The sequence below is a fragment of the Rhizobium pantanalense genome (genome assembly GCF_030182525.1).
Lineage (GTDB): Bacteria > Pseudomonadota > Alphaproteobacteria > Rhizobiales > Rhizobiaceae > Rhizobium.
Map to the genome: position 1 here is coordinate 608,380 of NZ_JAQJCH010000002.1, position 24,508 is coordinate 632,887.

Genomic DNA, 24,508 nt, shown 5'->3' on the forward strand with positions numbered 1-24,508 from the left:
GATCACGAACCTCGGCGTTCGTCCCCGTCAAAGCCAGCGAAATCGCCTCTGACGATGCCGTGCCGCTGGAGCTTGTCATAGAAGGTCTTCCTGGGAATGCCGAGCGCTTCGATGGTGCGGCGCACATCGCCATTGTTCTGCGACAGGGTTTCGCGGATAAGTTCGGCTTCGTAGCGCTCTACCCGAAGGGGCAAAGGCAAGCCCTCATCCGCCGCCGGCGTTTCGTCGAATTTTGCCGTTGTTGCCGATTCGAGGCCGAGCACGAAGCGCTCGGCAAAATGCGAGAGTTCGCGAACGTTGCCCGGCCAGTCGTGCTGCTGCAGATGGCGGCGCACTGCTGTGGATACGGCCGGCACCTCGCGCTTGAAGCGACCGGCGGCGCGATCGGCAAAATGGCCAAAGAGCAGGGGAATGTCATCGCGCCGTTCACGCAGTGGCGGAATGGAAAGTGTGACGACGTTGAGGCGATAATAGAGATCCTCGCGAAAATCGCCGCGTTGGCGAGGATCGGCTAGATCGACCTTCGCCGCTGCCACGACGCGAAGATCGACAGGACGGACTTCATTGGTGCCGAGCGGCGTCACCTCGCGCATCTCAAGCACGCGCAGCATCTGCACCTGGATCGCCTGCGGCATGCTTTCGATCTCGTCGAGAAACAGGGTGCCGGAGCTGGAATGCTCGATGCGCCCAACGCGCTTCTTCTGCGCGCCGGTAAAAGCGCCTGGCTCATGGCCGAACAGCTCGCTTTCAATCACGGTTTCGGGCAGGGCACCGCAGTTCAGCGCAACGAAATTGCCCTTCGCGCGCCGGCTCCAGCGATGCAGCAGGCTCGCCACCACTTCCTTGCCGCTGCCGGTCTCGCCCGTGACAAGCACATCAACATCCGTATCGGCGATCTGCCGCAGCGTATAGCGCAGCCGCTCGATGGCGGGCGTCTGGCCAATCAGAGGCAGATCGCCTTGCGCCTGCTCCGCCGCTTGCCGCAATGCCCTATTCTCCAGGATGAGCCTTCGTTTCTCCGCAGCGCGTCGCACGCTTTGCACCAGCCGGTCCGTGGCGAAGGGCTTCGCGATGAAATCATAGGCGCCGTCCTGGATCGCCTGCACGGCCATCGGAATATCGCCATGACCCGTCATGAGAATGACCGGCAGGTCGGCGTCGAGCGTCTTGATGCGGGCAAACAGCTGCTGTCCATCCATCTGCGGCATGCGGATATCGGAGACGACAACACCTGCAAAATCCGCGTCGAGAACAAGAAGCGCTTCGCCCGCGGCAGAGAAGGCCGATACGGCGAAACCAGCCAATTCCAGCGTCTGTTTCGTCGCCCTCAATAGATCCTTGTCGTCGTCGATGAGGAAAACGGGGAAACTCTCACTCATGGTGTGGCCTTGCGCAAATGGACAGTGAAGCGTGTGCCGCTGTCATTGCTCTCGACATCGATCCGGCCGCCATAGTCGACGACGATATCCTTTGAAATGACGAGACCAAGACCGAGGCCTTTTTCCTTGGACGTGTTGAAGGGTGTAAACAGTGATTCGAGGATCGCCGCCGGAATGCCAGGCCCGTTGTCCGAAACTACGATCTCGACTTCATCCGAAGTTTCATGCACCGACACCTCCACCTTGGCCCGATCGCGGCCTTCCAGGGCTTCCAGAGCATTCTGAAAGAGGTTGATCAGCACTTGTTCCAGCCGGATGCGCGTGCCGACAACACCGAGCCCCGTTGGCGGCAGCTCGATCTTCAACGCATCCAGGCGGCCGGCAAAGCGGCTCCTCAGCAGAATCACGGCACCTTCGATTACGCTTCTGAGGTCGACCGGCTCCGGTGCGGTCCTTCCCTTGCGGGCGAAGGCTTTCAGTTCTTCAGTGATCGTGCCGATACGTTCCGTTAGTGCCGCGATCGCCGAAAGATTTTCCTTCACCGGCTCCGTCTGCTGCCGGTCGAGGAAGACATTGGCATTTTCCGCATAGGCACGGATCGTCGCGACCGGCTGGTTAATTTCATGCGCAACGCCGGCGGCGACCTGACCCAGGATGGCAAGGCGATTGGCCTGCACGAGATCCTGCTGCACGCCCTGCAGCTTGGCTTCCGTTGCACGGTGGTCGGCAATTTCTGCCTCCAACCGGTCGCGGGCCTGGCTAAGATCGTCCGTGCGCTCAAGGACCCGACGTTCCAATTCTTCGCGCGCGATCCGGCTGACGGCAATCTGCATGGCCGAGACATCGCGGCGGCGTAGCAGGAAAGCGGCCAAGGCGAGGATCGGCAGAAGGACGGTCGAGGTAAGGAAACGCGTCTCGCGCACGGATGAGGCGATCGCCTGATCGGTCGGGATCAAGTAGCCAAGCTGCCAGGGTGTTGATGGAATGGCGACCGTCAGCCGCAAATATTCCGCAGCGCTGCTTCCAGGCAAAATGGCGCGCACGATGGTTGCATCCGGACCGACTTTTTCGGCATGGCTGACCGGAAGGGACGAAAGCGGTGCCGCGCCGAACTGCAGGCTTTTTCGAATGGCGTCGGCTTCCTGGCGGGCAAGGGGAGCGGTTGTCATGAAGCGCCATGAGGGCAGGCTGGTGATGAGCACGACACCGCGTTCGTCGGTCACGTAAGCGGGGCGGCCGGTCTCGCTCCAGTCGGCCTCCAACTGATCGAATTCCATCTTCACGACAACGACACCAAGTGCAGAGCCGACATCGCCGACGCGTCGGGAAATATAGAGGCCGGGGCGATTGCTGACCGTGCCGAGCGCATAATGCTCGGCGGTTCCCGTTTCCATGGCTTTGCGGAAATAATCGCGGAAGGAATAGTCATTGCCGACGAAACTCAACGGCTCGCGCCAGTTGCTGGAGGCCATGGCAACGCCGTCCTTGCCGGTGACGTAAAGGACGGATGCGCTGGTGCCGGAGACGAGACTTTCGAGCTTGCGATCCAGGGCAACGACATCGTCGATGTGCTTGTCGGCCAGCGCATCTCGCACCTGCTGATCGTCGGCCAGCAGCAACGGCAAGGCGCGAGGACGTTCGAGAACCGCGCGCAGAAGCGCGACCTTGAGATTCGCATCCGTGTGCCCCTGCCTCTGCAGCGCTTCTATTGCCGAGAGGCGGCCGAAGACGTTCGCGCCGTAAAGGCCCACCGCAATGACGGCCGCACTTAGAAACGCGAACACGAACCAGACGCGGCGGGAGCGCCGGCCCAGTTGCTCGGGCGTTAGAAATCGTTCGTTGGCCGGGCGCTGCAGCATTGCCGTATTGTGCATGATTTCGCGCGCGCCGCAATTCGATCTGTGCGGATAGTCGCACAAATCAATGATCTTCGATCAGCGCCGGAAATTAAAAGCTAACGAAAGCAATGCGTTAAATTCAAGGCGTGCATCTGGCACGGTCATTGCAAAGAGCGACGGAACAGTCGGAGGCTGTTGAATTCTAGTCGTCGCCCGGAGGGCCGAGAGATCGGTTGGGCTTAACGGAGGACATCATGATTGCTCCCATCGCTGCCGCGGAAACGCGCGCCAAAGTTCCCTTCTACCGGCACCTCTACGTGCAGGTTCTCACCGCCATCGCCGCCGGCATCCTGCTCGGTCACTATTATCCGCAGCTCGGCACATCGTTGCAGCCGCTCGGTGATGCTTTCATCAAGCTGGTGCGCATGGTCATCGCGCCCGTCATCTTTCTCACGGTCACCACCGGCATCGCCGGCATGTCGGACCTGAAGAAATTCGGTCGCGTCGTCGGCAAGTCGTTCATCTACTTCCTGACCTTCTCGACCTTGGCGCTGATCGTCGGTCTCATCGTTGCTAACGTCGTGCAGCCGGGCGCAGGCATGCACATCAATCCGGCGACACTGGATACGAAGGCCGTCAACAACTATGCGGCGCAGGCCCATGACGCATCGGTCGTCGGTTTCCTGATGAACATCATTCCGGATACGATCGTTGGCGCTTTCGCCAAGGGCGATATTCTCCAGGTGCTGTTCTTTTCGGTCGTCTTCGGTATTGCGCTTGGCGCTGCCGGCGAACGCGGCCGCCCGGTGACGGATTTCCTGCAGGCACTGACCACGCCGATCTTCCGTATGGTTGCCCTGCTGATGAAGTTCGCTCCGATCGGTGCCTTCGGCGCCATGGCCTTCACTATCGGCAAGTATGGTATCGGCACGATCGCCAATCTGGCCTTCCTGATCGGCACCTTTTACGCCACCTCGCTGCTGTTCGTTCTCGTCGTGCTCGGGGCCGTCGCCCGCTATAACGGCTTCTCGATCCTGGCGCTGATCCGCTACATCAAGGAAGAGCTGCTGCTGGTGCTCGGCACCTCGTCGTCTGAAGCCGCATTGCCAGGCCTGATGAACAAGATGGAGCGTGCAGGCTGCAAGCGCTCCGTCGTCGGCCTCGTCATCCCTACAGGCTATTCCTTCAATCTCGACGGCACCAATATTTATATGACACTGGCGGCATTGTTCATCGCCCAGGCAACCGATACGCCGCTGTCGCTGGGGGATCAGGTCCTGCTGCTCCTGGTGGCCATGCTGAGCTCGAAGGGTGCCGCCGGCATCACCGGTGCGGGCTTCATCACGCTTGCCGCCACCCTTGCCGTCGTGCCTTCGGTTCCGATCGCCGGCATGGCGCTGATCCTCGGTATCGACCGATTCATGTCTGAGTGCCGCGCCTTGACCAATTTCGTCGGCAATGCGGTAGCCACGGTTGTCGTTGCCCGCTGGGAAAACGAACTCGACCAAACCAAGTTTGCCGCCGCCATGGCGGGGCAATTGAGCGAAGAAATCGAGGTGCCTGCCCTGCAGGCAGCCGAATAAACTTCGCATGATCCTCCCAAGGATGAAACGGCCCCTTCGGGGGCCGTTTTTGGTTCCGTGCCGTTCGATCACAGTTTCGTGTGGCACGCTCAGATGGCTGATCTCCTCCGCATCATCAACAGCCGCCTTCATAAAACTGTCACCGCAGCGGCTCACAGCATCATACGGACAGTTGTGAATTTCGACGAAACCCAAGCGAGCAGGAGAGCAGCGTGTCACAGACGATTTTTGTGAGCGCGAGCCGGCCAGTTTCGAGGGGCGTGTGTGTCGATCGACCGTGTCGCGAGTAGCGCACATGGCTTTCTCACTCTCAGCGCAGCAAAAAGCCTTGCGACGGTCGGAGAGCTTTCTGTCCGAGCTCGCATCTCATGCGGACGAGTTGCTGCACGGCCAGGTCCATGAGCAATATGCGGCCATTTGTTACAGGAAGGTGCCCGAAGGCGACGATGCCGAGATGCTCGTCGTCACAAGCCGGGAAAGCGGCCGATGGGTCGTTCCCAAGGGCTGGCCGATCAAGGGCAAGAAGCCGCATGAGGTCGCCGCCATTGAAGCTTATGAAGAAGCCGGAGTGCGCGGCAAGGTGAAGAAAAAGCCTTTTGGCTATTTTACCTATCTGAAGCAGCTTGCCGACGGCAGCCGGGTTCCCTGCATTGTCGAACTGCATCTGCTGGAGGTTGACCAGACCTTGCAGGACTTCCCGGAGAGAGGCCAACGCCGCGTCGAATGGGTTTCCTTCATCGAGGCAGCCAATCGTGTGCGTGAACCGGAACTCAAGGGGCTCCTGCTTGCGGCCGAGCGGAAGGTGCGTAAGGCAAAAGGCAGGAAATGATCTTCGTCGTTACAGGGTGGCGTCCATAGCCGGCTGGCGGCTATCGTCACAAGGCGGCACGCAGCGTTCATTCCTCTGTAACCGTGACGTGTTGTCGCTATCACAGAATATTAAATCGCGACATTAGCCGAGAGCCAGGCGATTGGCAGCTATGCGCTTCCGTGCTTGCCCTCGCCGCATTGATGCCTATATTGACGCAGCGTTCGGCCGTGTCTGTTTAGGTCGATATGCCTCATGGCTGCAATAGCTGCCTTCACCCGGCAACGAATTGGCCGGCGGACTTTGGAAGGAGAAATTTCATGTCCATTACTCCGAATAATATCGATAGTTCAAAGGCTTCTACGGTTCCTGATGGTGAGATTGCTGCTGCTGTACGGCAGGCGCGTGAAGCCATCGGTTACACGATTGACGACCTCTCGGAGACCTGTGGTCTGACCAGCGAGGAGATCACGGAAATCGAGGCTGGTGCCGAGGCCGATCCGGCGAAGCTCCGCCGCATTGCCACCGCATTGCAGGTTCCGCCATCGACTTTCTTCATCGTCTGAACAGGCGGCGCACTTCGGTGCGCCCCTTCAATTCTGCGGATCGTGTTTCGCATTGGCTTTCTACGCCCATCATCGCAATCGAAGAGCGTATCATCTCGTTTTCGCAAGCACGCGCGTCTGCAACTGTGTGAGCGACGTCTTGTGACGGGCTTGCAATGCTTCCGACACCGAAAGCTGCCGGAATGGCGATCGCAGGTGGATTGGGTGACATTTAAAGATACCTATGCAGCTATAGATGTAAGTGTGACTGCTGCATCGAAGAGATGCAGCTTCGATCACAGGACCATCCGCTGGCCTTTTAAGCGAAAATTTCCATATTTATACATTGAAAATAAGCCAATATCGCTCGGTTTTATGAGTATTTTCGCTTTCTGTTGTCGCGATACTGGTCAAATTCGTTTCAAAGTTTTAATCTATACGGGTCAATTGCGTTTTATTAGTAGTACTTTTGCCGATGCAACATATCGCAGCTATGCAGTGGGATGGGTTTGACGGCGTTTATTGGGACAGATCGGCATGGGGCGGAATGATAAGAGTTTTGGCGCCGACCTCGATAACGGTGCACAGCTTGTTAATTCGGTCCCTGATGATGTTTTCACTCCTCAAACGAACGTAGGTAGCCGCCTAGCCTCGCCGCCAGAGCCGCAGGCGGGAGAGAGTGGTCTGGACCGGGCGCCGACCGAAGAAGACAAGCTCGCGGCGCTGGATAGGATTGCTCGGGATATGACCTTGCTGGCCACGCTGGTGACGAGGCGCCGGCATGCGAAATCCGAAAATGCCGCCGATCAAGATCAATCAACCTCATTTGACGCCTCTGATGAACCCGCAGGGCTGGCATTCGCGCCGCTCGGAATTGCAGCGCAGGATGGGGACGAGATTCACTCCATCAATTCGATCGCACAGGCCATTGAATATCTGACGACGAAATGGCCGATACGCTACGGAGATGCGTTTGAAGAAGCGTTGCAGGCCTGCGTTGACGGCGTCCAAGGCAGGGTTTCACCCGAACAGGTTCGCTCTGCCTTCCTCAAGGCGGCTGGCGCCGCCCGCATGCGTGTGATTCCCTGAGGCGATTAAAGCCTGTCGGTTTGTTTGGATTTACCGCCATGTGAACAAGCAGGCGCTTGGCGCATGCCGGGATAAAAGCAACTGACTGGCGAGTTGTGCTTGTTGCATGCAAGGAGGCCCGACCGCTGCTTGAAGCAAGGCGACCAGGCCTCCCGACCATCGCAAATTGGCGGTTGCGATAGTTCCAAAGATGTGGCGTGCCGCCGCTACATCGTCCATACGGAAAGCGGCGCGGGAGGTCTGATTACGCCCGGCGTTGGAAAGTCGATTTCAAAGTAAGCCTATGCCTAATGCCATCAGGCCGCATGTTTCGGAATGCTACAGCGGCAACATGATCGCTCTGCCTGTCTTCCTGGGCGCTGTTGCGGAGATTGACACGCCAAATATATGCATGCCGTGATTTGCCAGCCCGCTCTTCATCATATGTCCGTTTATAGAGGGAGGGGTTGGGCGCAGTTGGGAGGCCTGACGTTCCTTCTAGGGTCCGCCCCGCCAAGCCTCCCAGCGCAGCAGATGAATATCTGCGGTAGCGATAAAAACTCGCAGAACGGCGTCCTGCCTGTCTATATCGAAGGCGACACATCCCGCCCGATTGCGTCACTCGGAAGCCGCCGCCGCCGGCGGCTTTTGCGAGCGAAGTGAAATTGCCGCGCTTCGTTTCATACATTCTGCGTCCCCGGCAGACGTGAAGCCATCCATCTCATTCTGGTTGTAATGTTTTTGTCGCCGCGATTCCGGTATTTTGCGGTGCGTCAAAGTATAGAATCAATATGCTCTCAATACATATTGCGACAAAACTATACAAATAAAGCTTGTATCTCGAAAATATTTATTAGTGACTACGTATTTACAGCTATAATCACGTCTATATTATGGCCTCAACGTGAACTTTCGCAAGTTACATGTTGAATCTCGTGAATTCCTTCGAGGAGAATTTTCGAATGCGCAAGTTTTTGGGGACTACGGTTTTCTTGTTGGCGACGGTTGTGGGAAGTACCGTCTATGCAGCAGATCTCGCAACTTCCACACCGCCTCAAGCTCCCGTCGAGGCAGCGCCGGTATTTTCATGGACCGGTTTCTATGTCGGTGTGAATGCCGGCGGCGGTTTCGGTGGTAACGACGATGTCGGGTTCCATTCCTTCGGAAGTTACCTTGGCAGATTTGGCAAGCTTGAAGGGTCCGGTTTCCTCGGAGGCGGCCAGATCGGCTACAACTACCAGTTCGACCCCAACTGGGTAGTCGGCCTCGAAGCCGATTTTCAGGGTGCTGACATCAGCGACTCCTTCCGAAACGGCACCGCAAGTGCATCCTCCAAGATCGACTGGTACGGCACTGTTCGTCCCCGCATCGGCTACGCCTATGACAATACCTTGTTCTACGGCACCGGCGGTCTCGCCTATGGGCACGTCGACTACAAGGGCGCAGTGGCTGGCCTAAGCTTTGACGATGACAAGACCAAGGCTGGCTGGACCATAGGTGCCGGCGTCGAACATGCCTTCACCGACCATGTGACGGCAAAACTCGAATATCAGTATGTCGATTTTGGCAGCAGTAACGTGGGCGGGGATGCGCTCAATTCCAAAGCGAGCCTCGATTTCCATGCCGTCCGGGTGGGTCTGAACTACAAATTCTGACCAAGTTTGCCTTAAAAGTCAAGATGTTAATCTGTCGGAGAGGGTAATAACATGGCTTTGATTGGCATCAACCTAATCAACAATGGCACGACTACGATTGATAGTAGCAATGCCGGCACTCCCTCCGATGGCATCCAACTCAATCTGGTTGCCAACGGTACGGTGATTGTTGACGGCGTTGATGTCGATATTAGCAGTATCGTCGGCATCGGCGGGGCTTCAAATACAACGATCAAAGCGATTAGTGGTGCGAATGTGACGATCAATGCCGGCCTCGCAAATGTCGGGGCCGCCTCGACCTATACTTATGCGATAGGTGCCGATTCGAGTATTACGGCGAATGTGGGCCTGCTTACTGTCGGTCTTTTGAACGGGGCTACCGTGGATTTTGCCGATGCAAAGGGTAGTGGGCTGTTCGCCTACGATCCAGGTGGCATCAATTTGGGCCTCTCGACTCCGCCGAACGTCGTAAACGTTCAATCGGGAGACAGGATCGAGGTAGTAGGCTCGAACGTTGTCTCTCAAACAGGGAATACCGTCACCTTCTTCGGCGGTCTCTTGAACGCGGTACCATTCGGCTCCTATGCCATACCTATGGGTGTCACCTACACCTACGATGCTAATGCAGACAGCCTGACTTTTACGAGCTGCTTCCTGCGTGGCACACTCATCCGCACACCTGAGGGAGATACTCCGGTCGAAGATTTACGGGCCGGCGATCTTGTGGTTACCCACAAAGGCGTTGCGGAAATCAGATGGGTCGGACGGCGTCGGATTGATCCGAAGGCGATCGATAAGCCACGCGATACCCTTCCGGTTCGCATACAGGCGGGCGCCCTTGCCGAAAACGTCCCTTCCCGGGATCTTTACGTTTCGCCCGACCGTTGCATGTTTCTGGAGGAATCGTTGATTCCGGCAAAGTTCCTCCTCAACGGTACGACGATCACGCAGGAGACGACTTTGGTGCCGTTCGAGTATTACCATATCGAGCTCGAACAGCATTCGATCATTCTTGCCGAAGGCGCACCGACCGAGACGTATCTCGCTCTCGGTGGTCGTATGTCCTTCCTTGAGCCTGGCGTACTGCGGTTCGGTTCCTTTGCAAGTACAGCAACGCGCACCTGGAACGATTGGTGCTATCCGCCAGTCTATGCCGGAAGAGTGCTCCAGCAAGCCCGCATGTCGATTGAAAGGCGGGCGGTGGAAATGGGCTATCGCGTCCGCGAAGCTGAAGCATCCTGAGAGAAGAATAACGCCGCCATAAGACGATGCTCTTTCGTCCTATTTACTAAATGGGGATCGGGTTGACGGACGAGCTTCGATCGAGAGCCGTCGGTTGGTCTAAAAACACGCGGATTTTTCTCCATCCCGCGTCCTTCCCATTTTGAGTATCTGCCGCTTGGCCAGGAAGACTCGCTTATCTGTTGAACAGCTGGCGAACGACCCATCGACAGCGTCTAAACGATAAGCAAGGTAACCCGACTCTCCATCCCCGACGGACACTGCAACTATCTGACAACGCCTGTGATTCCGCTTTGAAAGTCAACTACGCTTCGGCGAAAACAGAAAATATCTTTATTAGACTATGATTATAGAGATTTTGTCGCGTTTTATACTGTCGTGACGGGATTGGTGTGGCAGGGGCAGGATCGCCTGGACAAGAGTGCTGATGGTCTTTGCATGCTCTGGAGTTCCTCGCGCTACGGCGTTGGTAAGGAGATGTGCGAAGGGCGAACCGAAGCTCCATCGTCCTACGCGATGAGGGTCAGCATAGACTAGTTCTGAACTCGTTTACTTTAACGGAGCAAGAAACATGGCGGAAGGCAATTATAGTGCCACCACTGCGAGTGGCGTACAGTATAATCTGACCTATGACCCTGGCGTGCTTGGGGTAGGTGCAAACTACGACCTCGTCATCACCAACCCGGACGCTACGACAACAACGGTAGACAATATCGCGCCGAGCAATGTTGCGACGCCGGTTAATGGCACCAGTTCGCTGTCTATCCTCTCGGTCCTTGGGAACACCAACTATGTGGTGGCCCCCGGCGCGACGGCAACCGTCAACATTACCGCTGCGCTATTAGGCTCGTCCACGGTCTATGTGGGCGGTAACGCTACTATCAATTCGGGTATTAGCGCCCTGAGCAGCATGACCGTCATCGTTGACGGCGGCACCGCCACCGCTGCCGGCGGCTCGGTCCTCGGAGCGCTGAGCGGCTTGACTGTCGATATCGAGAATGGCGGCACGTTTACCAACGGAACGGCCTTGATAAGCGCGCTGAACGGCACGACTATCAACTTCGGAGCCGGTGGGGGCACCTTCGTCGCGAACGCCGGTGGGGCTGTTCTCGATCTTTCGTCGACGACCATCAATAGTTTCGATGCCGCGACGGACAAGATTGAATTCCAGGGGCTGGCCGGATCGGTCGATCACTATACCATCACCTCGTCCGGCGGCTCCCAGACGATCAGCCTTTTCGACAGCAGCAACAATCCGCTCGGAAATGTCAGCGTTGCCGGCACCAGTTTCACGACCGGCACTTTCATAGCCGGCCAGGCAGGTCCGCTGACAATCACTGCGAATGGTGCGGCGATAGACATTACTCCGGTGGCAACACCCTGCTTCGTTTCTGGAACGCGTATCCTCACCGCGCGCGGCGAGGTCGCCGTCGAAGATCTGAGGGTTGGCGACCTGGCGATCACGGCGACCGGCGAAGCTCGGCCAATCATTTGGATCGGCAGCAAACAGGTCGAACGGCCGGTGCGCAACGAATGGCCGGTCCGGGTTCGTGCCGGCGCCTTCGGCGATAACCTGCCCGCTCGAGATCTGCTTCTGTCCGGCGGCCATGCGGTATGCGTGGACCTGATGGGCGAAGTGTTCGTGCCGGTCGGCGAGCTGGCCAATGGCGCGACGATCGTCCGCGAGGAGTGGCCCGAGGTCACATATTGGCACGTGGAGCTGGAAAGCCATGATGTGCTGATGGCCGAGGGCATGGGCTGCGAGAGCTATATGGAGGTGGGCAATCGCGCCTTCTTCGGCCGGGCCTATGGTCGCCTTGTCGAGGTCGACGCCGCCCAGCGTGTGGCCGAGAGCTTCACCCGTTATGCCCGTCCCTTCGTCGACCGCGGTGTCCTCGTCGAGGCGATCCGCGAGCGGTTGATTGCGCGGGCCGAGACACTCGGCTGGAGCCGGGCTGCGGATATGGACCTGCATATGCTGGTCGACGGCAAACGCGTGGAGGGGCAGATCGACGGCGACATCGCTCGGTTCATCTTCCCGGCTTCCGCCAAGACGGCGAGCCTGGTGTCGCGGACCTTCTCTCCCGGCCGCGAGGTTCGTGCGCTCGGCGTGCGGCTTGAGAGCCTGCGCATCTTCGATGGACTCAAGACCGATCATGACGTTGCCTTGGACGGCCTCGTCGGCCTCCATCCGGAAGAGCTCGCTGCAGGTTGCAACTGGTCCTGGACCAACGGTCATCTGGTGCTGCCGGCCACGCTGTGGGCCGATTGCAAGGGGCACGTGATCCTGCGCCTGACTGGCTATGCGGAAGCCGGCCAACCTTGGGTGGCGCCGGAAGAAAAGGACGTCGCGGGGCTCCGCGCCGCTTGAGGAAGGCCCACTCTGTCCGCGGTCCACCTTTGGGCCGCCGACAGAGTGAGGAGCTGTTCAGCAGCCGGAGACGGATGGGATAGACCTATCCGTCTCCGGCAAGAACCGGCGGAGTTGCGAGCGCCGACGAACCATCGCCGAAATCCCCTTAGCCATCGCGATCAACCTGACCCAACGAACCGGGCGAGATTTCATGAACATTTTTCGCAGCAAGGAAGAAATGAGAAATGTCGTCCGTGAGGCCGACGTGGCGCGGGATTCGAGACTGTGGCAGAAAGCAGCCGACTTATATGATGAGCATCTGAAGGCCAATCCCGAGGACACAGGGATATGGGTTCAGGCGGGAAACTGCCTAAAGGAAGCAGGTGACTATCGTGAGGCAGCCAAGCGTTATCAGAGGGCGCTTGAGCTCAGCCCGGATGATTCCGACATTCACCTGCAGCGCGGGCACTTGCTGAAGGTCATGGGGCGCACGGGCGAAGCGATCGAAAGCTACAAGCGTTCGGTAGAGTGCAACCCCGGCAATCATGATGCCGTCATCGAACTCGTGGCAGCGGGCGCCGCCGGCGATGTCTTTTCCGATTTCAGCGCCGAGAGCGAAAAAGCGGTGAAGACCATCTGGCTCGATGTTACCGACCTCATGGAATATGCCCAGCACAACAAGAGCCTAAGTGGAATTCAACGCGTCGTTGCCAACCTCGTCCTTCATATCGAGTCCGGTATTTTCAAGGATTACCGCGTTATCCCGGTAATCCCCGAATATGATCGCCATCGTATTCTCGCCGCGAGCCCCGCGGCACTTGCAACGCTTGTTCGTCAGTTCGATGTCCCGATCGTCGATCGCAGCATGGTCGATAAGGCAATTGCAGCCGTGTTCGACGCCCGCTTCGAAGTTTGGCCCACGCAGGATGATATATTCGTCGTTGCGGGCGCTTTCTGGATCTATCCGCACTACGATGTCATGCGGAAGCTTCGTGAAAAGGGCATGCGCTTCTGCGTATTCATTCACGATCTCATTCAGATCCGGAATCCGGAATATGTCCAGCAGGCCGCCGTCGACAAGTTTCAAAGACAGCTGATCGACGTATTGTCGGTTTGCGATTTCGTTCTGGCGAATTCGGAGTTCGTCGCATCCGAAATCAGGGCCTATTTCAAGGAGCGTCTCAACTTCGAGCTGCCCGTCAAGGCAATTCCGCTTGCTACGGAGCTGCGGAAGACACAGAAGAAGAGCAGGATCCTTAATACCAACATCCTCGGCATGGCAGAGGAGGAATATGTCCTCTGTGTTGCAACGATCGAGGTTCGCAAGAATCATATGTACCAGATCCGCATCTGGGAACGCCTGATCCGCGAACTGGGGGAGAAGGCACCGAAACTCGTCTGGGTGGGCAAATGGGGTTGGCAGATCGACGAATTGCGCCACCATCTGGCCACTCACGGCTATGTCGGGGACTGGCTCTACATCTTCAACGACATTTCGGATGACGAGCTGGAATATCTATACCGGCATTCTCTGTTTACGACCTATACAAGCTTTGCCGAAGGCTTTGGCCTGCCCATTGGCGAGAGCCTGAACTACGGCAAGCCCTGCATCGCCTCCAACGCCACCTCGATGCCGGAGGTTGGGGGGCATTTCGTGCGTTACATCAATCCGTACAACATCGAGGACGGCTACAACCTCTTTAAGCAGGTCATTGTCGATCGCGGCAACCTGGCCGACTGGCAGCGCGATATTAAAGAGAATTTCGTGCCAAAATCATGGGATTCGTTCTGCTCCGAGCTGTTCTCGACGGCGATCGACATGAGCGTTGGTCTGGGAGACCAGCCCGGGCTTTTGAATTGCCGCCTGCCTCGCAACACGATCATCGAAGGTGGCGACAAGGCACTGTTGCGCATCGCTGCCGAAGGCCGGCGGATCCTCACGTTCCGCGCAGCGCGGGACTCAGGCTGGTTCGCTATGGAGGATTGGGGGGTTTGGGCAAGCCAGCGCCGCTCCCGGCTTGTATTCGATAGCGAACTTACCGAGGGCGAAAGCGTGCGCGTCTATCTTGAGGTGAAATGTCCGCCTCTCAGCGAGAATATCGCCGTCATCGCCGATGCCGGGGGAGAAACGTGTTCTTTCCAACTCGTCGATCGGTCGACCTATATTTCGTTCGGGGGCATCGTCGGGCCACGCGGGAGAGTTACGGTCAATCTGCTGACGCGGGGCAGATTTGGCGATACCGGCGATCGGTCATGTCATCTCGGGCTCTCAGCCGTTGCGTACTGCGATGGGGCGGACCCACTGGAACGAGTGAGTTTATTGGAGAAAGTCATGCTCCAATCGCAGCTAGGCCGAAACTGATCGATGCCGTCCCGTTAGGCGGCCTGGTCCGCTTCAATTCCGAAATTGATCAGTATCTCGATCTCGGAGATTAATGCTGTGTATGGAGAGTTTTTATGGGTGGAGACACAGAAACGTTCTATCAATTCCAGCTTCCGTCTTCTGTGGTTTGTCGACATGAGCACTTCCATGAAGGTTGGTTCGAAAGATGGGCGAAGGCGATTGACCCCAACTGGAGTTATGAGCTGAAGCATCACAGAAAGCTCTGGGAATGGTGTGCAATAATACAGGCTCTCCAAGAGAGGAAGAAGCTCACTGAGGGCTCCAAGGGTCTCGGCTTCGCTGTCGGAACTGAACCTCTATCCTCGCTTTTTGCCAGCCAAGGAGCAACCATCGAGGCAACCGATCTTTTTGTCGGAGAGGAGGCCGATCACTGGACCGGAACCAATCAGCATGCGAGCGGTCTCGACGCTCTTTATAAAGATTATTTGCTAAGCAAAGAACTATTCCAACGCAGAGTATCTTTCCACCCGGCAGATATGCGGGATCTGTCGGGGTTCACTCCGGATAGTTACGACTTTATTTGGAGCTCTTGCTCGTTTGAGCATCTAGGGAATTTGGCGCTTGGAATTAACTTCGTAGAAGAATCGTCAAAATTGCTTCGAAGAGGCGGCGTTGCCGTTCATACAACGGAGTTCAATTGCTTGTCTGACGAGATCACGATCGATAATGCAGTCGACGTGATTTATCGAGGTCAAGATCTGCGGCGTCTGAAGAAGACGCTGGAGGAAAATGGATTTGATGTTGCACCATTGGACTTAAGGCTAGGTGACGACGACGAAGATCGCTTGTTCGATTATCCGCCGTACGGAATGCATAATCGCGATCACATCAAACTCTATATGCAAGGGTTTGTTGCTACATCCGTTCTTCTTATTATCACAAAACTATAAACCCTACGGAATAGCGGCGGCGTCATCTCTATTGGTCAATGGAGACTATAAAATGCGAAACCGCGTCTATAGATATATCTTACCCGTAATTACATTTCTGCTGATTGCCACCGCAGCGCAGGCCGACAATGTGCAGACAGCAACGAATACCGCTGCTCTGTCGGCGATGAGTGTGTCGGGTGGGCCTCCCGCTGTCATGCGTCTCGGCTATGCCGCGGCAGGTGATGCTCCGCCCCTTCTTTACATAGCATCATCTTCACCCTGCTCGATGAATTCCGGTTCCGGCGATGGTGGTGCGCAAGTACCGAGTGCCGATGGGAAATGCTGGGTCGCTACATTTCCGGCAGAAGGCGCAGATATTCGAGAATGGGGGGCGAAAGCCGACGGATCTACCCTTGCTACATCCGCATTCAACGCCGCGTTTGCTGCCGGAAATATCTGTGTCCTCGTACCGCCCTCGACAAACGGATTTTATGTGGATGCTCTGACGATCCCCCAGGGCAGATGCTTACGAGGCTCCGCTACCGCGCCTGGAAATTATAACGCGGGATATGCCGGCACGTCATGGATAAAATGCGTAGCTGTTACTAACTCGACTTGCGTCCTGTCGGCTGCTTCCGATGGCTCTCATAGCCCCGGAATAATTGAGCGGATCACGATCGTCGGTTCGCCATCGGTGCCGAATTCCGGTGCGGTCGGTTATCAGATGACGGACGGTTACAACATAACCATCAGAGATCTTAGTGTTTTTAACTTCGATACCTGCACAAAATGGGGGACGACCATTGCTGGCATTGCGGCGCATGTCTACAACCTAAACCAAGGCCGATGCCGGACGCATTATTCGGTCGTTGACGGTTTTCCCGAGGTCTATGTTTATGGCGGCCGCTGGGGGATGAATAATGCTGGGGATTTTACGAACTCTGACGATTTTGTTCTGTTCACGCGGACGACGGCTGTCGGTGCTGGTGGCGGCCCAAATACGGTCATTCTAGACGGCATTCAGTTCAATCCGGGCGTGGGTGGCGTCGGCTGCGCCTTCAAATGGGGCGGATATACAGGCTCCGGCGGCGCGCAACAAGTTTTCAAGATCACGAACTCGCATGTCGAATATCACACCTACACGGGATCGAACGCAAAGGGCTTTTTCTGCTCCGATAACACAGTTCCCACCATTCGTGCGCTTTGGATTGACAATGTCGATGGTGATAACGGCTTGACCGGGGGACTCTTCAATTTCAACTCAGCGACCGCATTGCAAGAATTCCATATGAAGGACACCACATGGAACTGCAGCGGGACAAGCATCGATTTCTCTGCATCGACCAGTTATGGTGAGGCAAATTTCTTCACGCATAACACTTGGTGCGGAACGGTCTCGTGGGCCGGAGGATCGAGCACATCGCTTTTCCTCAATCAAAACACAGACATCGGCAAACTCACGCTGAGTGGGACGTGGGGCAATCTGGTCAACTCCGACAACATGGTAGGCGGACTAGCAGACACCGCGACGGGGAACATCAGTGCATCCGGTTTTGGACAAATTGCCTGGACTCCCGTCGTGAAGTTTGGCGGAAGCGGCGTCAGTAGCACGGGCTGGACCTATACATCGAGCGGATTTGCGGCGAGGTTGCCAAACGGCGGCTTCAAGTTGCATGGCGAGATCACCTTCTCAGCAAAAGCAGGAGGCGCGGCGACGGGGAGCTTCAATGTGTCCGGCTCCCCATACCTGTGCAGCACCTCCGGCGTAGGAGATCCAGGTGGCGGCACGCCGATGGTCCTGCTCAACATGTCTGGGCTGGTGAGCAGTGTACAGGCGCAGATGCTCTCGGACTCGACCGTCGTCTTGACCCAGTATGCAAGCGTTGGTCAAGTTGTCCTAACTGATGCCAATTTCACCACAAGCTCTCAAATTCAGTTCGACGTTGAGTGCAATAAAGCTCAGTAGCCGGTGTGAATGCTGCAGGCTATTGCATTTTTACTGATCGCCACCGCAGCGCAAGCCGACAACGAACAACGGCGGTCGCCGCTTGTGTGCCAAGGAATCAACTTAAGGACGAAAGAAATGCCAATTTCTAAGGACGACGTGAGCTACGGCTATCGCTATCTCTTGGGCAGGTTGCCAGAAAACAACGATGTTATAGAAATTTATCGCCAGGCATTCGAAGATGTTGAATTATTCCGTCAGCATCTGATGGAATCTCCCGAGTATAAATTCAAGAATCCGGTGGCGGTCACTAAATCTTTCCTGGCCCATACTCCGCCCTCCGATATTGAAATCATCATGGACGATCCCACTCTTAAACAGGTGGTATCCAAGACGGCGTCCTATTGGTCAGAAATTGGTACTCAGGCGCCACATTGGTCTGTCTTGTCTTTGGATAAATATGCGCCGGATCTATTGGAACAAAATCTGGCTGAATTTTATGAAAGCGGTGTCGGAGATTTGTACCTGGTTCGCGACCTGCTCCGTAGAATGAACCGATCGCCAAATGACTTCAATACTATCCTTGAATTTGGTTGTGGCGTCGGGCGTGCGACGGCTGCGCTGGCTACGGCCTTCAAGCATGTTATCGCGCTGGATATCTCAGCCCCTCATATTGAATTGGCGAAAAAGCATGTTGCATCTTCGGGCGCCAATAATGTCGAGTTTATCCAAGTCACATCTGAGAACGTCATGCCAGGGCGCGGCTTCGATCTTTGGTATTCCCGGCTGGTGCTGCAACATAATCCGCCGCCGGTTACACTGTCTGTCCTAGAGAAGGCGTTTTCCGGATTGCCGCCTCACGGAGTCGCGATCGTACACGTCAGGACACATCAGGATGGCTACAGCTTCAAAGTAGCAGACTATCTCAAGGGTGGTTCCAAACTCGATATGGAGATGCACTCTACGCCGCAAAATTCCATCCTCGAGCTGGCCGATAGAACTGGCTGCCGGTTATTCGAGTTGCACGAAGAGCCTGGCCATATCGACAATGTTACCAGCATCTTTGTTTTCGTGAAGAAATAACTCCAGCAGTTAGAGCATACGCGTACGCCGAAGGCCGCCTTGAGAAGTGTGCGGCAAAGTAGCTGACTGTGAGTATGGACATCTATACGCAATTCCGGACGGAAAACCGCCATACACTTTCCTGGAGTTGCTGCAAGACTTGGGTCAGAAAAACGCCGGATTGCGCCATACCTGATCACCATCCGCAACAAGCATCGGATCTCCGTGCGAATCGTCCCTCATCTTTGCGGCAACGATGCCTTCGCAGACCCAGCCATGCTTGGGAAACAAGCTGATGAGGCGTCGATCCAAGTCAGCGGAATGCGTGCCAATGAATACGCGCTTCACCTGCTTCGTCACCACATCGATATGGTGTTCAAAGAGGTCGCCCTCGGCACCTTGAATATCGCAATGGATGAGATCAATGGTCCCTTTGCCGTTCAGGATCGTTGCGAGACTATAACATGTAACCTCTTCAATTTCCGCGACAAGGCCGCCATGGTGCCTCACGAATGTCCCGAACGCATCGCCATCATTGCCCTCGCCAGAAAAAGCAGCGGCGGCGCCATAGACATGCCCGGCCTGCGCTGCCCTAGGGAACCTGGCTATCCCGTCCTCAACGCCGATGACCCCATGGATAACGTCGGCATCGCTATCGGGGATGGAGTTTTCACGAAACGAATGGTGAATATAATCGATATGACCGCGATCCCCTTCGATCGGGATCACGTGAGCGCTTAAGCCTTTCTGTTTGGCGGCCGCATAGCCGATTGCCGACCAAGGTGCCCATCCGGCGCCGAGCTCGATCATGCTGAATCGCTCCCGAGCGTCGAGAACTGAACGCAATACCGCGATCCATTCCAAGGCGGCCCCATGAAAATTACCGGGAAACGGAAATGATTCAACCAGTCCCGAATGGCTTGCAAGACCGACATGGTTCACGTTGGAAACGCAACCGAGAAAGTTGGTCACAAAGCCTGCTCGGCCCGGACCCTCATACTTTCTGAATTGCCGAAATACATCCATTGCCTCTCTTCTGGAGGAACCATATGTGTGAATGTATCTATGTATGGTCTTAAATTCATCAGAACCACTGATTTGCCGTATAAGATCTTCATATGAAATTGAGTTCTTCTCCAGCAAATCGAGATAAGAACTCATGCCGTTCTTGTCAGGATCTCTTCCTAGAAGGCCTCTATATGCCGCGATGATGACGTCCTTTGCATTGCTTGTTTTCGATTGCTCTTCGATCACAATGTGCTCCATTTCCGTTTCTATGTGATAGTGAACTTCAATAAATGCATGGGTTGCAAAAGCGATGCGGCACGCCTAACTGCGATTAGACAACCCTCTCAGAGGCACTAATATCGAGGTCGGCATATTCGGGTTCGATCATAGCTCCGGCAAAGTCAGCCGCTTTCGTGATCCCTGATGGCGGTGACCATGAGCCAGCCCAGCAGATAGCAAAGGCTCAAGGACAGGAAAACGACTGTAACGTTCTTGAGCGCATAAGGCATCTCTGCCTCGTCGGGCATCTGCGGTGGAACGACGACCTCAAGATAAAGCTGTTGGCGGCGGGCATCGGCTCGGGCCGCTTCGAGTGAGTCAAGAGCGGAAACGAGCGCCTTGTTGGAAAACTCCCGCATCAGGACGAGACTTTCGTAATCCGCAATTCTGGGCGCGATGGATTTATCCGATCCGACCATCTTGGCTCGTTCGTTCTCGATCTGCTGCTCCAGTGCAGCGATCTGGCTCGTCAGAAACGGAATGGAACTGCTATCCGGCGCAGTCTTGCGCGTTTCCGCAAGCCGCGCCCGGCTGTTGGCGAGAGTGGACGTCAGATTGCTGATGAGGTCGATCATCGACATGGAGCTGGCATTCGGATCGACCATCAGCTCCTTGTTTCTGAAGTTCGTTATGTTTCTCTGTGCGTCGATGACCCGCTGCTGCGCCTGCTGCACCTCGCCATCGGCAAAGCGAACCGCATCGCCGCGGGCGCGGTTGTTGAGCCGGTCAAGCAGATCGCCGCCGAGTGCCAGCAATGAGGCGTTCATGTCCGCGGCATCCTGCGCGTGAAAGGCTGTCGTCCGCAGGACGGTGATGCCTGTGGTGTCGTTGTGAATGACGGAGACACGGTCCGAATAGTAATTATAGAGCTGTTCCTCGCTGTTGTTTTCCCAGAAGCGCGGAAAGCGCGTCAGCCAGTCCGCCTGCGGACTGCCGAAAATGGCGCGTACGGGAAGCCGTTCGGCAAGTTCCTTCAGTGCCTGGCGGGAGCGGATATATTCCTGCACGGAAAAAGTATCGTCCTGCGAGCGCGTTATCCCGCTGTTCTGCAGCAGGGAGCCGAAGACATTCGAGGATGGCGGCGCGGCCATGCGGACGACGAAAGAGGATTCGGACACATAGATTGGAGCGGCGATGAATGCGTAATAGGCGCTGACTGCCAGGGTAGGGGCAATAACCGCTAGCAGATAAACGCTTAGACGACCGAAACGCTTGCGACGCTTTCGGGCTTTTGCAGGTCCGGCAATCGAAGTTGCAATCATGCGGCGGAAAGGCTGCGGCCGCTGCTCTGCATCGACTTTCTTGTTTTGGGTCTCGGAGTTGATCAGAGCCATGATCATGCCCTTTCTGGTGATCGTCTGCCGTTGCAGATCTGCGAGCGGACGCCATGGACGCTAATTGTCCAAGCCCGGCGCAATGAAGATTGAGCGGTTGTCCTTCGCCGGTATCGTTGACCGACCGTCCGATGGAGATGGGATAGCGACCAGGAGGGCTTCGGGTGCATCAGGTATCGGCAAACGCGAGCAGGGGTTCGCAGTTCATCACCGGATTGAAGATTCAGGGCCGCGTCCTTGGTGCGCTGATCATGCGCGAAATGCTCATACGCTACGGGCGGGAAAACATCGGCTTCCTGTGGCTTGCGCTGGAACCGATGATCCTGACCACGGGTGTCATGATCATGTGGACGCTGCTCAATCACGAGGCGCACGGATTGACGGTGGCGGCTTTCGTTTTGAGCGGTTACATGCCGCTGACGCTCTGGCGCCACATAACCGGTCATGCGGTTTCTTGTCTGCGCCAGAATATGCCCTTGATGTATCATCGCCAGATCCGCCTGGCTGACGCCATAATTGCCCGTGCGCTTCTGGAGACCGCCGGCACGACCGCCGCTCTCATCCTCGTCTACACGGTTGCGCGTTTGGCAAACATCATTCCGCCCTATCAGAATCTCGGTCTGGTGCTGGCGGGCTGGTTGTTCATGGCCTGGCTCTCTTTCGCGGTGGCGCTCATCTTTGCCGCCGGTTCGGAACGGTTCGAGTTTGTTGAGAAGCTGGTGCCGCCATTTCAATATCTCACATTGCCGATCTGTGGCATGTTCTTCATGGTGGCCTGGCTGCCGAGCGGTGCCCAGAAGCTGGCGCTCTATGTCCCTCTCGTTCATTGCTTCGAGCTTTTTCGCGCCGGCGTCTTCGGCGATTCCGTGCAAACCTTCTATGACATTGATTACCTCGCGAAGTGCTGCCTGTTTACGACGGCTGTCGGGGTCTTCCTGATCAACGCGGCACGCAATCACATCAAGTTCGAGTGACGCCGCGACGGGCGCGCTAACGTTTGGCATAGTTCGTCACCTGGCTCTGGAATTCCAAGGAGCGTAGCAGCGTTTCGCGCAACTCCCATCGGTTGGGCAGCGCATAGTGGCTGAGAAAGGTTTCGACGGATTCGGGCTCGCGACCGAGAATCCAGCGAAAGGCTGCCACGACATCATAGGAATCGATGGGGTCGCCAAAGTGGCTATGGGCGGGGCTGCTGATTTTTGCGAAGAGATAGGGCAGCGCACCAAGCAGAATATCGAGGCTGAACCGATGAAGGTTCGGGTTGGTCAATGCCGTCTTGGTGAAGGCGTCTATTAGGCCGGAATAGTTCGTGAGTGTGGAAACCGTATCGCTCGCACGCGGCAATCCTTCGAAGCCGCCATTCGCATGAAAGCGAACAGCGATCTCCTTCCAGACCTCCACGGAATAGTGCATCGGTGCGGGTCCGTAGAGTGCGGTGTCGTCGGAATAGAGGTCTGACGGCGGTGCAAATATCCTGCTGTTTTCAATACGCTCCCGGCAAAAGTCGATAAGCATGCGAGAAATCGGATACCGTATCTGCCAGCGGCAAAAGTCGGTCACATAGGTATTGCGGTCGATAAGCGTGCCTCGATAGTCGGCTGTGGGGGGCATATCGAGCAATATCACCTTTGTATCCGGCAGGTTCGCATTCAGGAACTCGCAGAATCTTTGCGCCCCCTCGATCACCCGCGTCCAGAAGTCGCGGCTACCGAATGGAATGATCTTGAAGATGTTGAAGGCTTCGCGCTGCAAATCGGGTCCCGCGTCCAAAAGTTCGTAGGGGGCGGTGAGTAACGTGCCCTCGTAGTCTAGGAGTGAGGTGCGCGTGGCGCGGCTGAAATCGATCACCAGTGTCATCGGTGCTGACGACCTCAACCGATCGCAGAAGCCTTTGTCGGCTTCGAACTGCAGCTTCTTTTGGATCGGTTCGGGCCACCCCTCGAGGGCGGTGATGGACACCGGCCTGTCGTTCATGAAGCTGGCGACGTTGATGCCGTAGCAGAAGAAGACGATCCTGCTATCCGCAAATACGTATCGAACAAACTCCTCGCTAGGGCACGAGCCATAATAGGCGATGCCACCCATATGATTGCCCCCTTTTGTTCAACAAGATCTTCATTCTCGATCCACGCTCAGGTGCTGAAGTCGCCGGTTGACGTCCTCGGCGCGATCTTCATGAACTGCAAATATGTTCGCTGCAGTGCCGGGCGGGAAGTTCGAGTTGAATTCTTCGGCTGTCGCCATTCGCATCAGCCGATGCTCGGACCTTCTCCAGATATGGTAGCCGAAATCTGCGAGCTGGCGGTGGATCGCGCCTGGAGCGGTTTTGGAGACAATGGAGAGCATATCATGATTGATCTCCATCAATAGAGAAGGCTTACATGTGGCGATGGTTCTTTGCGCCCCCTTCAGGAACAAGCCTTCCGCTCCCTGTATGTCCACTTTCATGACATCAGGCCGCAGATTGCCGATAACACGATCCAGTGTTTCGACCTTGGTCTTGCGATCGACCTTGACTTCAGCGCGGGCAGTAACCAGTCGCGTGGCCCCCGCGTTGACTGTTTCCCCCGTGTCATTAAGCGGCAATTCTCCCGGAGCATCCGCAAGAGCGAGCTGGTGAACGCTGACTCGGTCTCCAAATCCGTTCTCCAGGATCGATCGGTTGAACAGCTCGCAGAGCTTCGGTAAAGGCTCAAAGGCGAGAACCGTTCCTCTAAATGGGGAGTGATGGGCTGCGACAGAGAGGGAATAGTACCCCACATTGCCGCCGACATCGATGAATTGCCCGTTATCGGGCACGATGGCTTTCACGAGTTCGATGTCGAACTTCTCATACTCACCGTTCATGATGCCGAAAGAAATATGATATTGGCGAAGGTCCAGATACAATTTGAAATTGTATTGAGTTTCGAAAAGGACGACGATCGATCTCGGCACGAAATTGTGAAACAGCAATTCGCTATGACGTTGGTGGAATTCGCTGGAAGTCAGAAAACGTCTGCGATGGACGTCCAGCGGCAGATCGGTGATTTGCAGGAGATGGTTGCCGATGACATTTCGCTCATCGTCGTTGATCGGACGGCCGAGAATGAATTTGTAGCAATTCTCGATGTCGTAAAAGCTTGTCACGTCG

18 protein-coding genes are annotated in these 24,508 nt (G+C 56.1%); 12 read left to right on the top strand and 6 right to left on the bottom strand.

The window, feature by feature from the left end:
• Positions 1-2 precede the first annotated feature (2 nt).
• Complete coding sequence (locus PH558_RS08870) at positions 3-1,379, bottom strand: sigma-54-dependent transcriptional regulator (protein WP_285203634.1); 1,377 nt, start codon at positions 1,377-1,379, stop codon at positions 3-5.
• Positions 1,376-3,253, bottom strand: a complete 1,878-nt coding sequence (locus PH558_RS08875; protein WP_285203635.1) for a sensor histidine kinase — start codon at positions 3,251-3,253, stop codon at positions 1,376-1,378. Before PH558_RS08875 ends, PH558_RS08870 begins: the two co-directional genes overlap by 4 nt.
• Before the next feature lie 218 nt (positions 3,254-3,471).
• Between PH558_RS08875 and PH558_RS08880 the strand changes: the two genes are divergently transcribed.
• The 11 genes from PH558_RS08880 (at position 3,472) to PH558_RS08930 (ending at position 18,775) form a co-directional block, all read left to right on the top strand.
• Positions 3,472-4,800: a dicarboxylate/amino acid:cation symporter gene (locus PH558_RS08880; protein WP_112724414.1), complete on the top strand. Its 1,329-nt coding sequence runs from the start codon at positions 3,472-3,474 to the stop codon at positions 4,798-4,800.
• A 295-nt stretch (positions 4,801-5,095) separates the two neighbouring features.
• Entirely contained in the window at positions 5,096-5,629 is a 534-nt protein-coding gene (locus tag PH558_RS08885) for an NUDIX hydrolase (RefSeq protein WP_285203641.1), read from the top strand.
• Between the two features lie 299 nt (positions 5,630-5,928).
• A complete protein-coding gene (locus tag PH558_RS08890; protein ID WP_047634520.1) occupies positions 5,929-6,174 on the top strand; it encodes a helix-turn-helix domain-containing protein in 246 nt (81 codons plus the stop codon).
• Between the two features lie 516 nt (positions 6,175-6,690).
• Positions 6,691-7,242 (top strand): DUF982 domain-containing protein, encoded by a 552-nt coding sequence (locus tag PH558_RS08895; protein ID WP_244575391.1) that lies wholly within the window; start codon positions 6,691-6,693, stop codon positions 7,240-7,242.
• A gap of 941 nt (positions 7,243-8,183) precedes the next feature.
• A complete protein-coding gene (locus tag PH558_RS08900; protein ID WP_285203646.1) occupies positions 8,184-8,876 on the top strand; it encodes an outer membrane protein in 693 nt (230 codons plus the stop codon).
• 51 nt (positions 8,877-8,927) lie between these two features.
• The gene (locus PH558_RS08905) at positions 8,928-10,118 is read left to right on the top strand and encodes a Hint domain-containing protein (protein WP_285203649.1); all 1,191 of its coding nucleotides are present in this window, start codon (positions 8,928-8,930) and stop codon (positions 10,116-10,118) included.
• Between the two features lie 571 nt (positions 10,119-10,689).
• On the top strand, positions 10,690-12,489 hold the full coding sequence (locus PH558_RS08910; RefSeq protein ID WP_285203654.1) for a Hint domain-containing protein: 1,800 nt from the start codon (positions 10,690-10,692) through the stop codon (positions 12,487-12,489).
• 193 nt (positions 12,490-12,682) lie between these two features.
• A complete protein-coding gene (locus tag PH558_RS08915; RefSeq protein ID WP_285203659.1) occupies positions 12,683-14,833 on the top strand; it encodes a tetratricopeptide repeat protein in 2,151 nt (716 codons plus the stop codon).
• A gap of 95 nt (positions 14,834-14,928) precedes the next feature.
• Positions 14,929-15,765: a class I SAM-dependent methyltransferase gene (locus tag PH558_RS08920; protein WP_095436518.1), complete on the top strand. Its 837-nt coding sequence runs from the start codon at positions 14,929-14,931 to the stop codon at positions 15,763-15,765.
• A complete protein-coding gene (locus PH558_RS08925; protein ID WP_285203663.1) occupies positions 15,728-17,713 on the top strand; it encodes a hypothetical protein in 1,986 nt (661 codons plus the stop codon). Before PH558_RS08920 ends, PH558_RS08925 begins: the two co-directional genes overlap by 38 nt.
• 9 nt (positions 17,714-17,722) lie before the next feature.
• Positions 17,723-18,775 carry a class I SAM-dependent methyltransferase gene (locus tag PH558_RS08930; protein WP_285203668.1) on the top strand — a complete coding sequence of 351 codons (1,053 nt, stop codon included), beginning with the start codon at positions 17,723-17,725 and terminating at the stop codon, positions 18,773-18,775.
• A gap of 144 nt (positions 18,776-18,919) precedes the next feature.
• Here the strand turns inward: PH558_RS08930 and PH558_RS08935 are convergent, their stop codons facing one another.
• Together PH558_RS08935 and PH558_RS08940 are read right to left on the bottom strand one after the other, a co-directional pair.
• The gene (locus PH558_RS08935; RefSeq protein WP_285203670.1) at positions 18,920-20,020 is read right to left on the bottom strand and encodes a DUF4214 domain-containing protein; all 1,101 of its coding nucleotides are present in this window, start codon (positions 20,018-20,020) and stop codon (positions 18,920-18,922) included.
• A gap of 143 nt (positions 20,021-20,163) precedes the next feature.
• Complete coding sequence (locus PH558_RS08940; RefSeq protein WP_285203671.1) at positions 20,164-21,375, bottom strand: KpsE/RkpR family capsule polysaccharide export protein; 1,212 nt, start codon at positions 21,373-21,375, stop codon at positions 20,164-20,166.
• 164 nt (positions 21,376-21,539) lie between these two features.
• Between PH558_RS08940 and PH558_RS08945 the strand changes: the two genes are divergently transcribed.
• The gene (locus tag PH558_RS08945; protein WP_285203672.1) at positions 21,540-22,349 is read left to right on the top strand and encodes an ABC transporter permease; all 810 of its coding nucleotides are present in this window, start codon (positions 21,540-21,542) and stop codon (positions 22,347-22,349) included.
• Positions 22,350-22,365: 16 nt separating this feature from the next.
• On the opposite strand, the gene PH558_RS08950 is transcribed toward PH558_RS08945, so the two are convergent.
• Both PH558_RS08950 and PH558_RS08955 read right to left on the bottom strand, forming a co-directional pair.
• Positions 22,366-23,460 (bottom strand): DUF6270 domain-containing protein, encoded by a 1,095-nt coding sequence (locus tag PH558_RS08950; RefSeq protein WP_285203673.1) that lies wholly within the window; start codon positions 23,458-23,460, stop codon positions 22,366-22,368.
• Positions 23,461-23,490: 30 nt separating this feature from the next.
• A complete protein-coding gene (locus tag PH558_RS08955) occupies positions 23,491-24,504 on the bottom strand; it encodes an FkbM family methyltransferase (RefSeq protein ID WP_285203676.1) in 1,014 nt (337 codons plus the stop codon).
• Positions 24,505-24,508 lie beyond the last annotated feature (4 nt).

What these genes read in the sequence shown, in the direction of transcription:
- PH558_RS08885 (WP_285203641.1), top strand. Translation starts at nt 5,096, where the DNA reads ATGGCTTTCTCACTCTCAGCGCAGCAAAAAGCCTTGCGACGGTCGGAG.
- PH558_RS08895 (WP_244575391.1), top strand. Translation starts at nt 6,691, where the DNA reads ATGGGGCGGAATGATAAGAGTTTTGGCGCCGACCTCGATAACGGTGCA.
- PH558_RS08910 (WP_285203654.1), top strand. Translation starts at nt 10,690, where the DNA reads ATGGCGGAAGGCAATTATAGTGCCACCACTGCGAGTGGCGTACAGTAT.
- PH558_RS08900 (WP_285203646.1), top strand. Translation starts at nt 8,184, where the DNA reads ATGCGCAAGTTTTTGGGGACTACGGTTTTCTTGTTGGCGACGGTTGTG.
- PH558_RS08950 (WP_285203673.1), bottom strand. Translation starts at nt 23,460, where the DNA reads ATGGGTGGCATCGCCTATTATGGCTCGTGCCCTAGCGAGGAGTTTGTT.
- PH558_RS08890 (WP_047634520.1), top strand. Translation starts at nt 5,929, where the DNA reads ATGTCCATTACTCCGAATAATATCGATAGTTCAAAGGCTTCTACGGTT.
- PH558_RS08920 (WP_095436518.1), top strand. Translation starts at nt 14,929, where the DNA reads ATGGGTGGAGACACAGAAACGTTCTATCAATTCCAGCTTCCGTCTTCT.
- PH558_RS08940 (WP_285203671.1), bottom strand. Translation starts at nt 21,375, where the DNA reads ATGGCTCTGATCAACTCCGAGACCCAAAACAAGAAAGTCGATGCAGAG.
- PH558_RS08930 (WP_285203668.1), top strand. Translation starts at nt 17,723, where the DNA reads ATGCTGCAGGCTATTGCATTTTTACTGATCGCCACCGCAGCGCAAGCC.
- PH558_RS08880 (WP_112724414.1), top strand. Translation starts at nt 3,472, where the DNA reads ATGATTGCTCCCATCGCTGCCGCGGAAACGCGCGCCAAAGTTCCCTTC.
- PH558_RS08870 (WP_285203634.1), bottom strand. Translation starts at nt 1,379, where the DNA reads ATGAGTGAGAGTTTCCCCGTTTTCCTCATCGACGACGACAAGGATCTA.
- PH558_RS08935 (WP_285203670.1), bottom strand. Translation starts at nt 20,020, where the DNA reads ATGGAGCACATTGTGATCGAAGAGCAATCGAAAACAAGCAATGCAAAG.
- PH558_RS08915 (WP_285203659.1), top strand. Translation starts at nt 12,683, where the DNA reads ATGAACATTTTTCGCAGCAAGGAAGAAATGAGAAATGTCGTCCGTGAG.
- PH558_RS08905 (WP_285203649.1), top strand. Translation starts at nt 8,928, where the DNA reads ATGGCTTTGATTGGCATCAACCTAATCAACAATGGCACGACTACGATT.
- PH558_RS08875 (WP_285203635.1), bottom strand. Translation starts at nt 3,253, where the DNA reads ATGCACAATACGGCAATGCTGCAGCGCCCGGCCAACGAACGATTTCTA.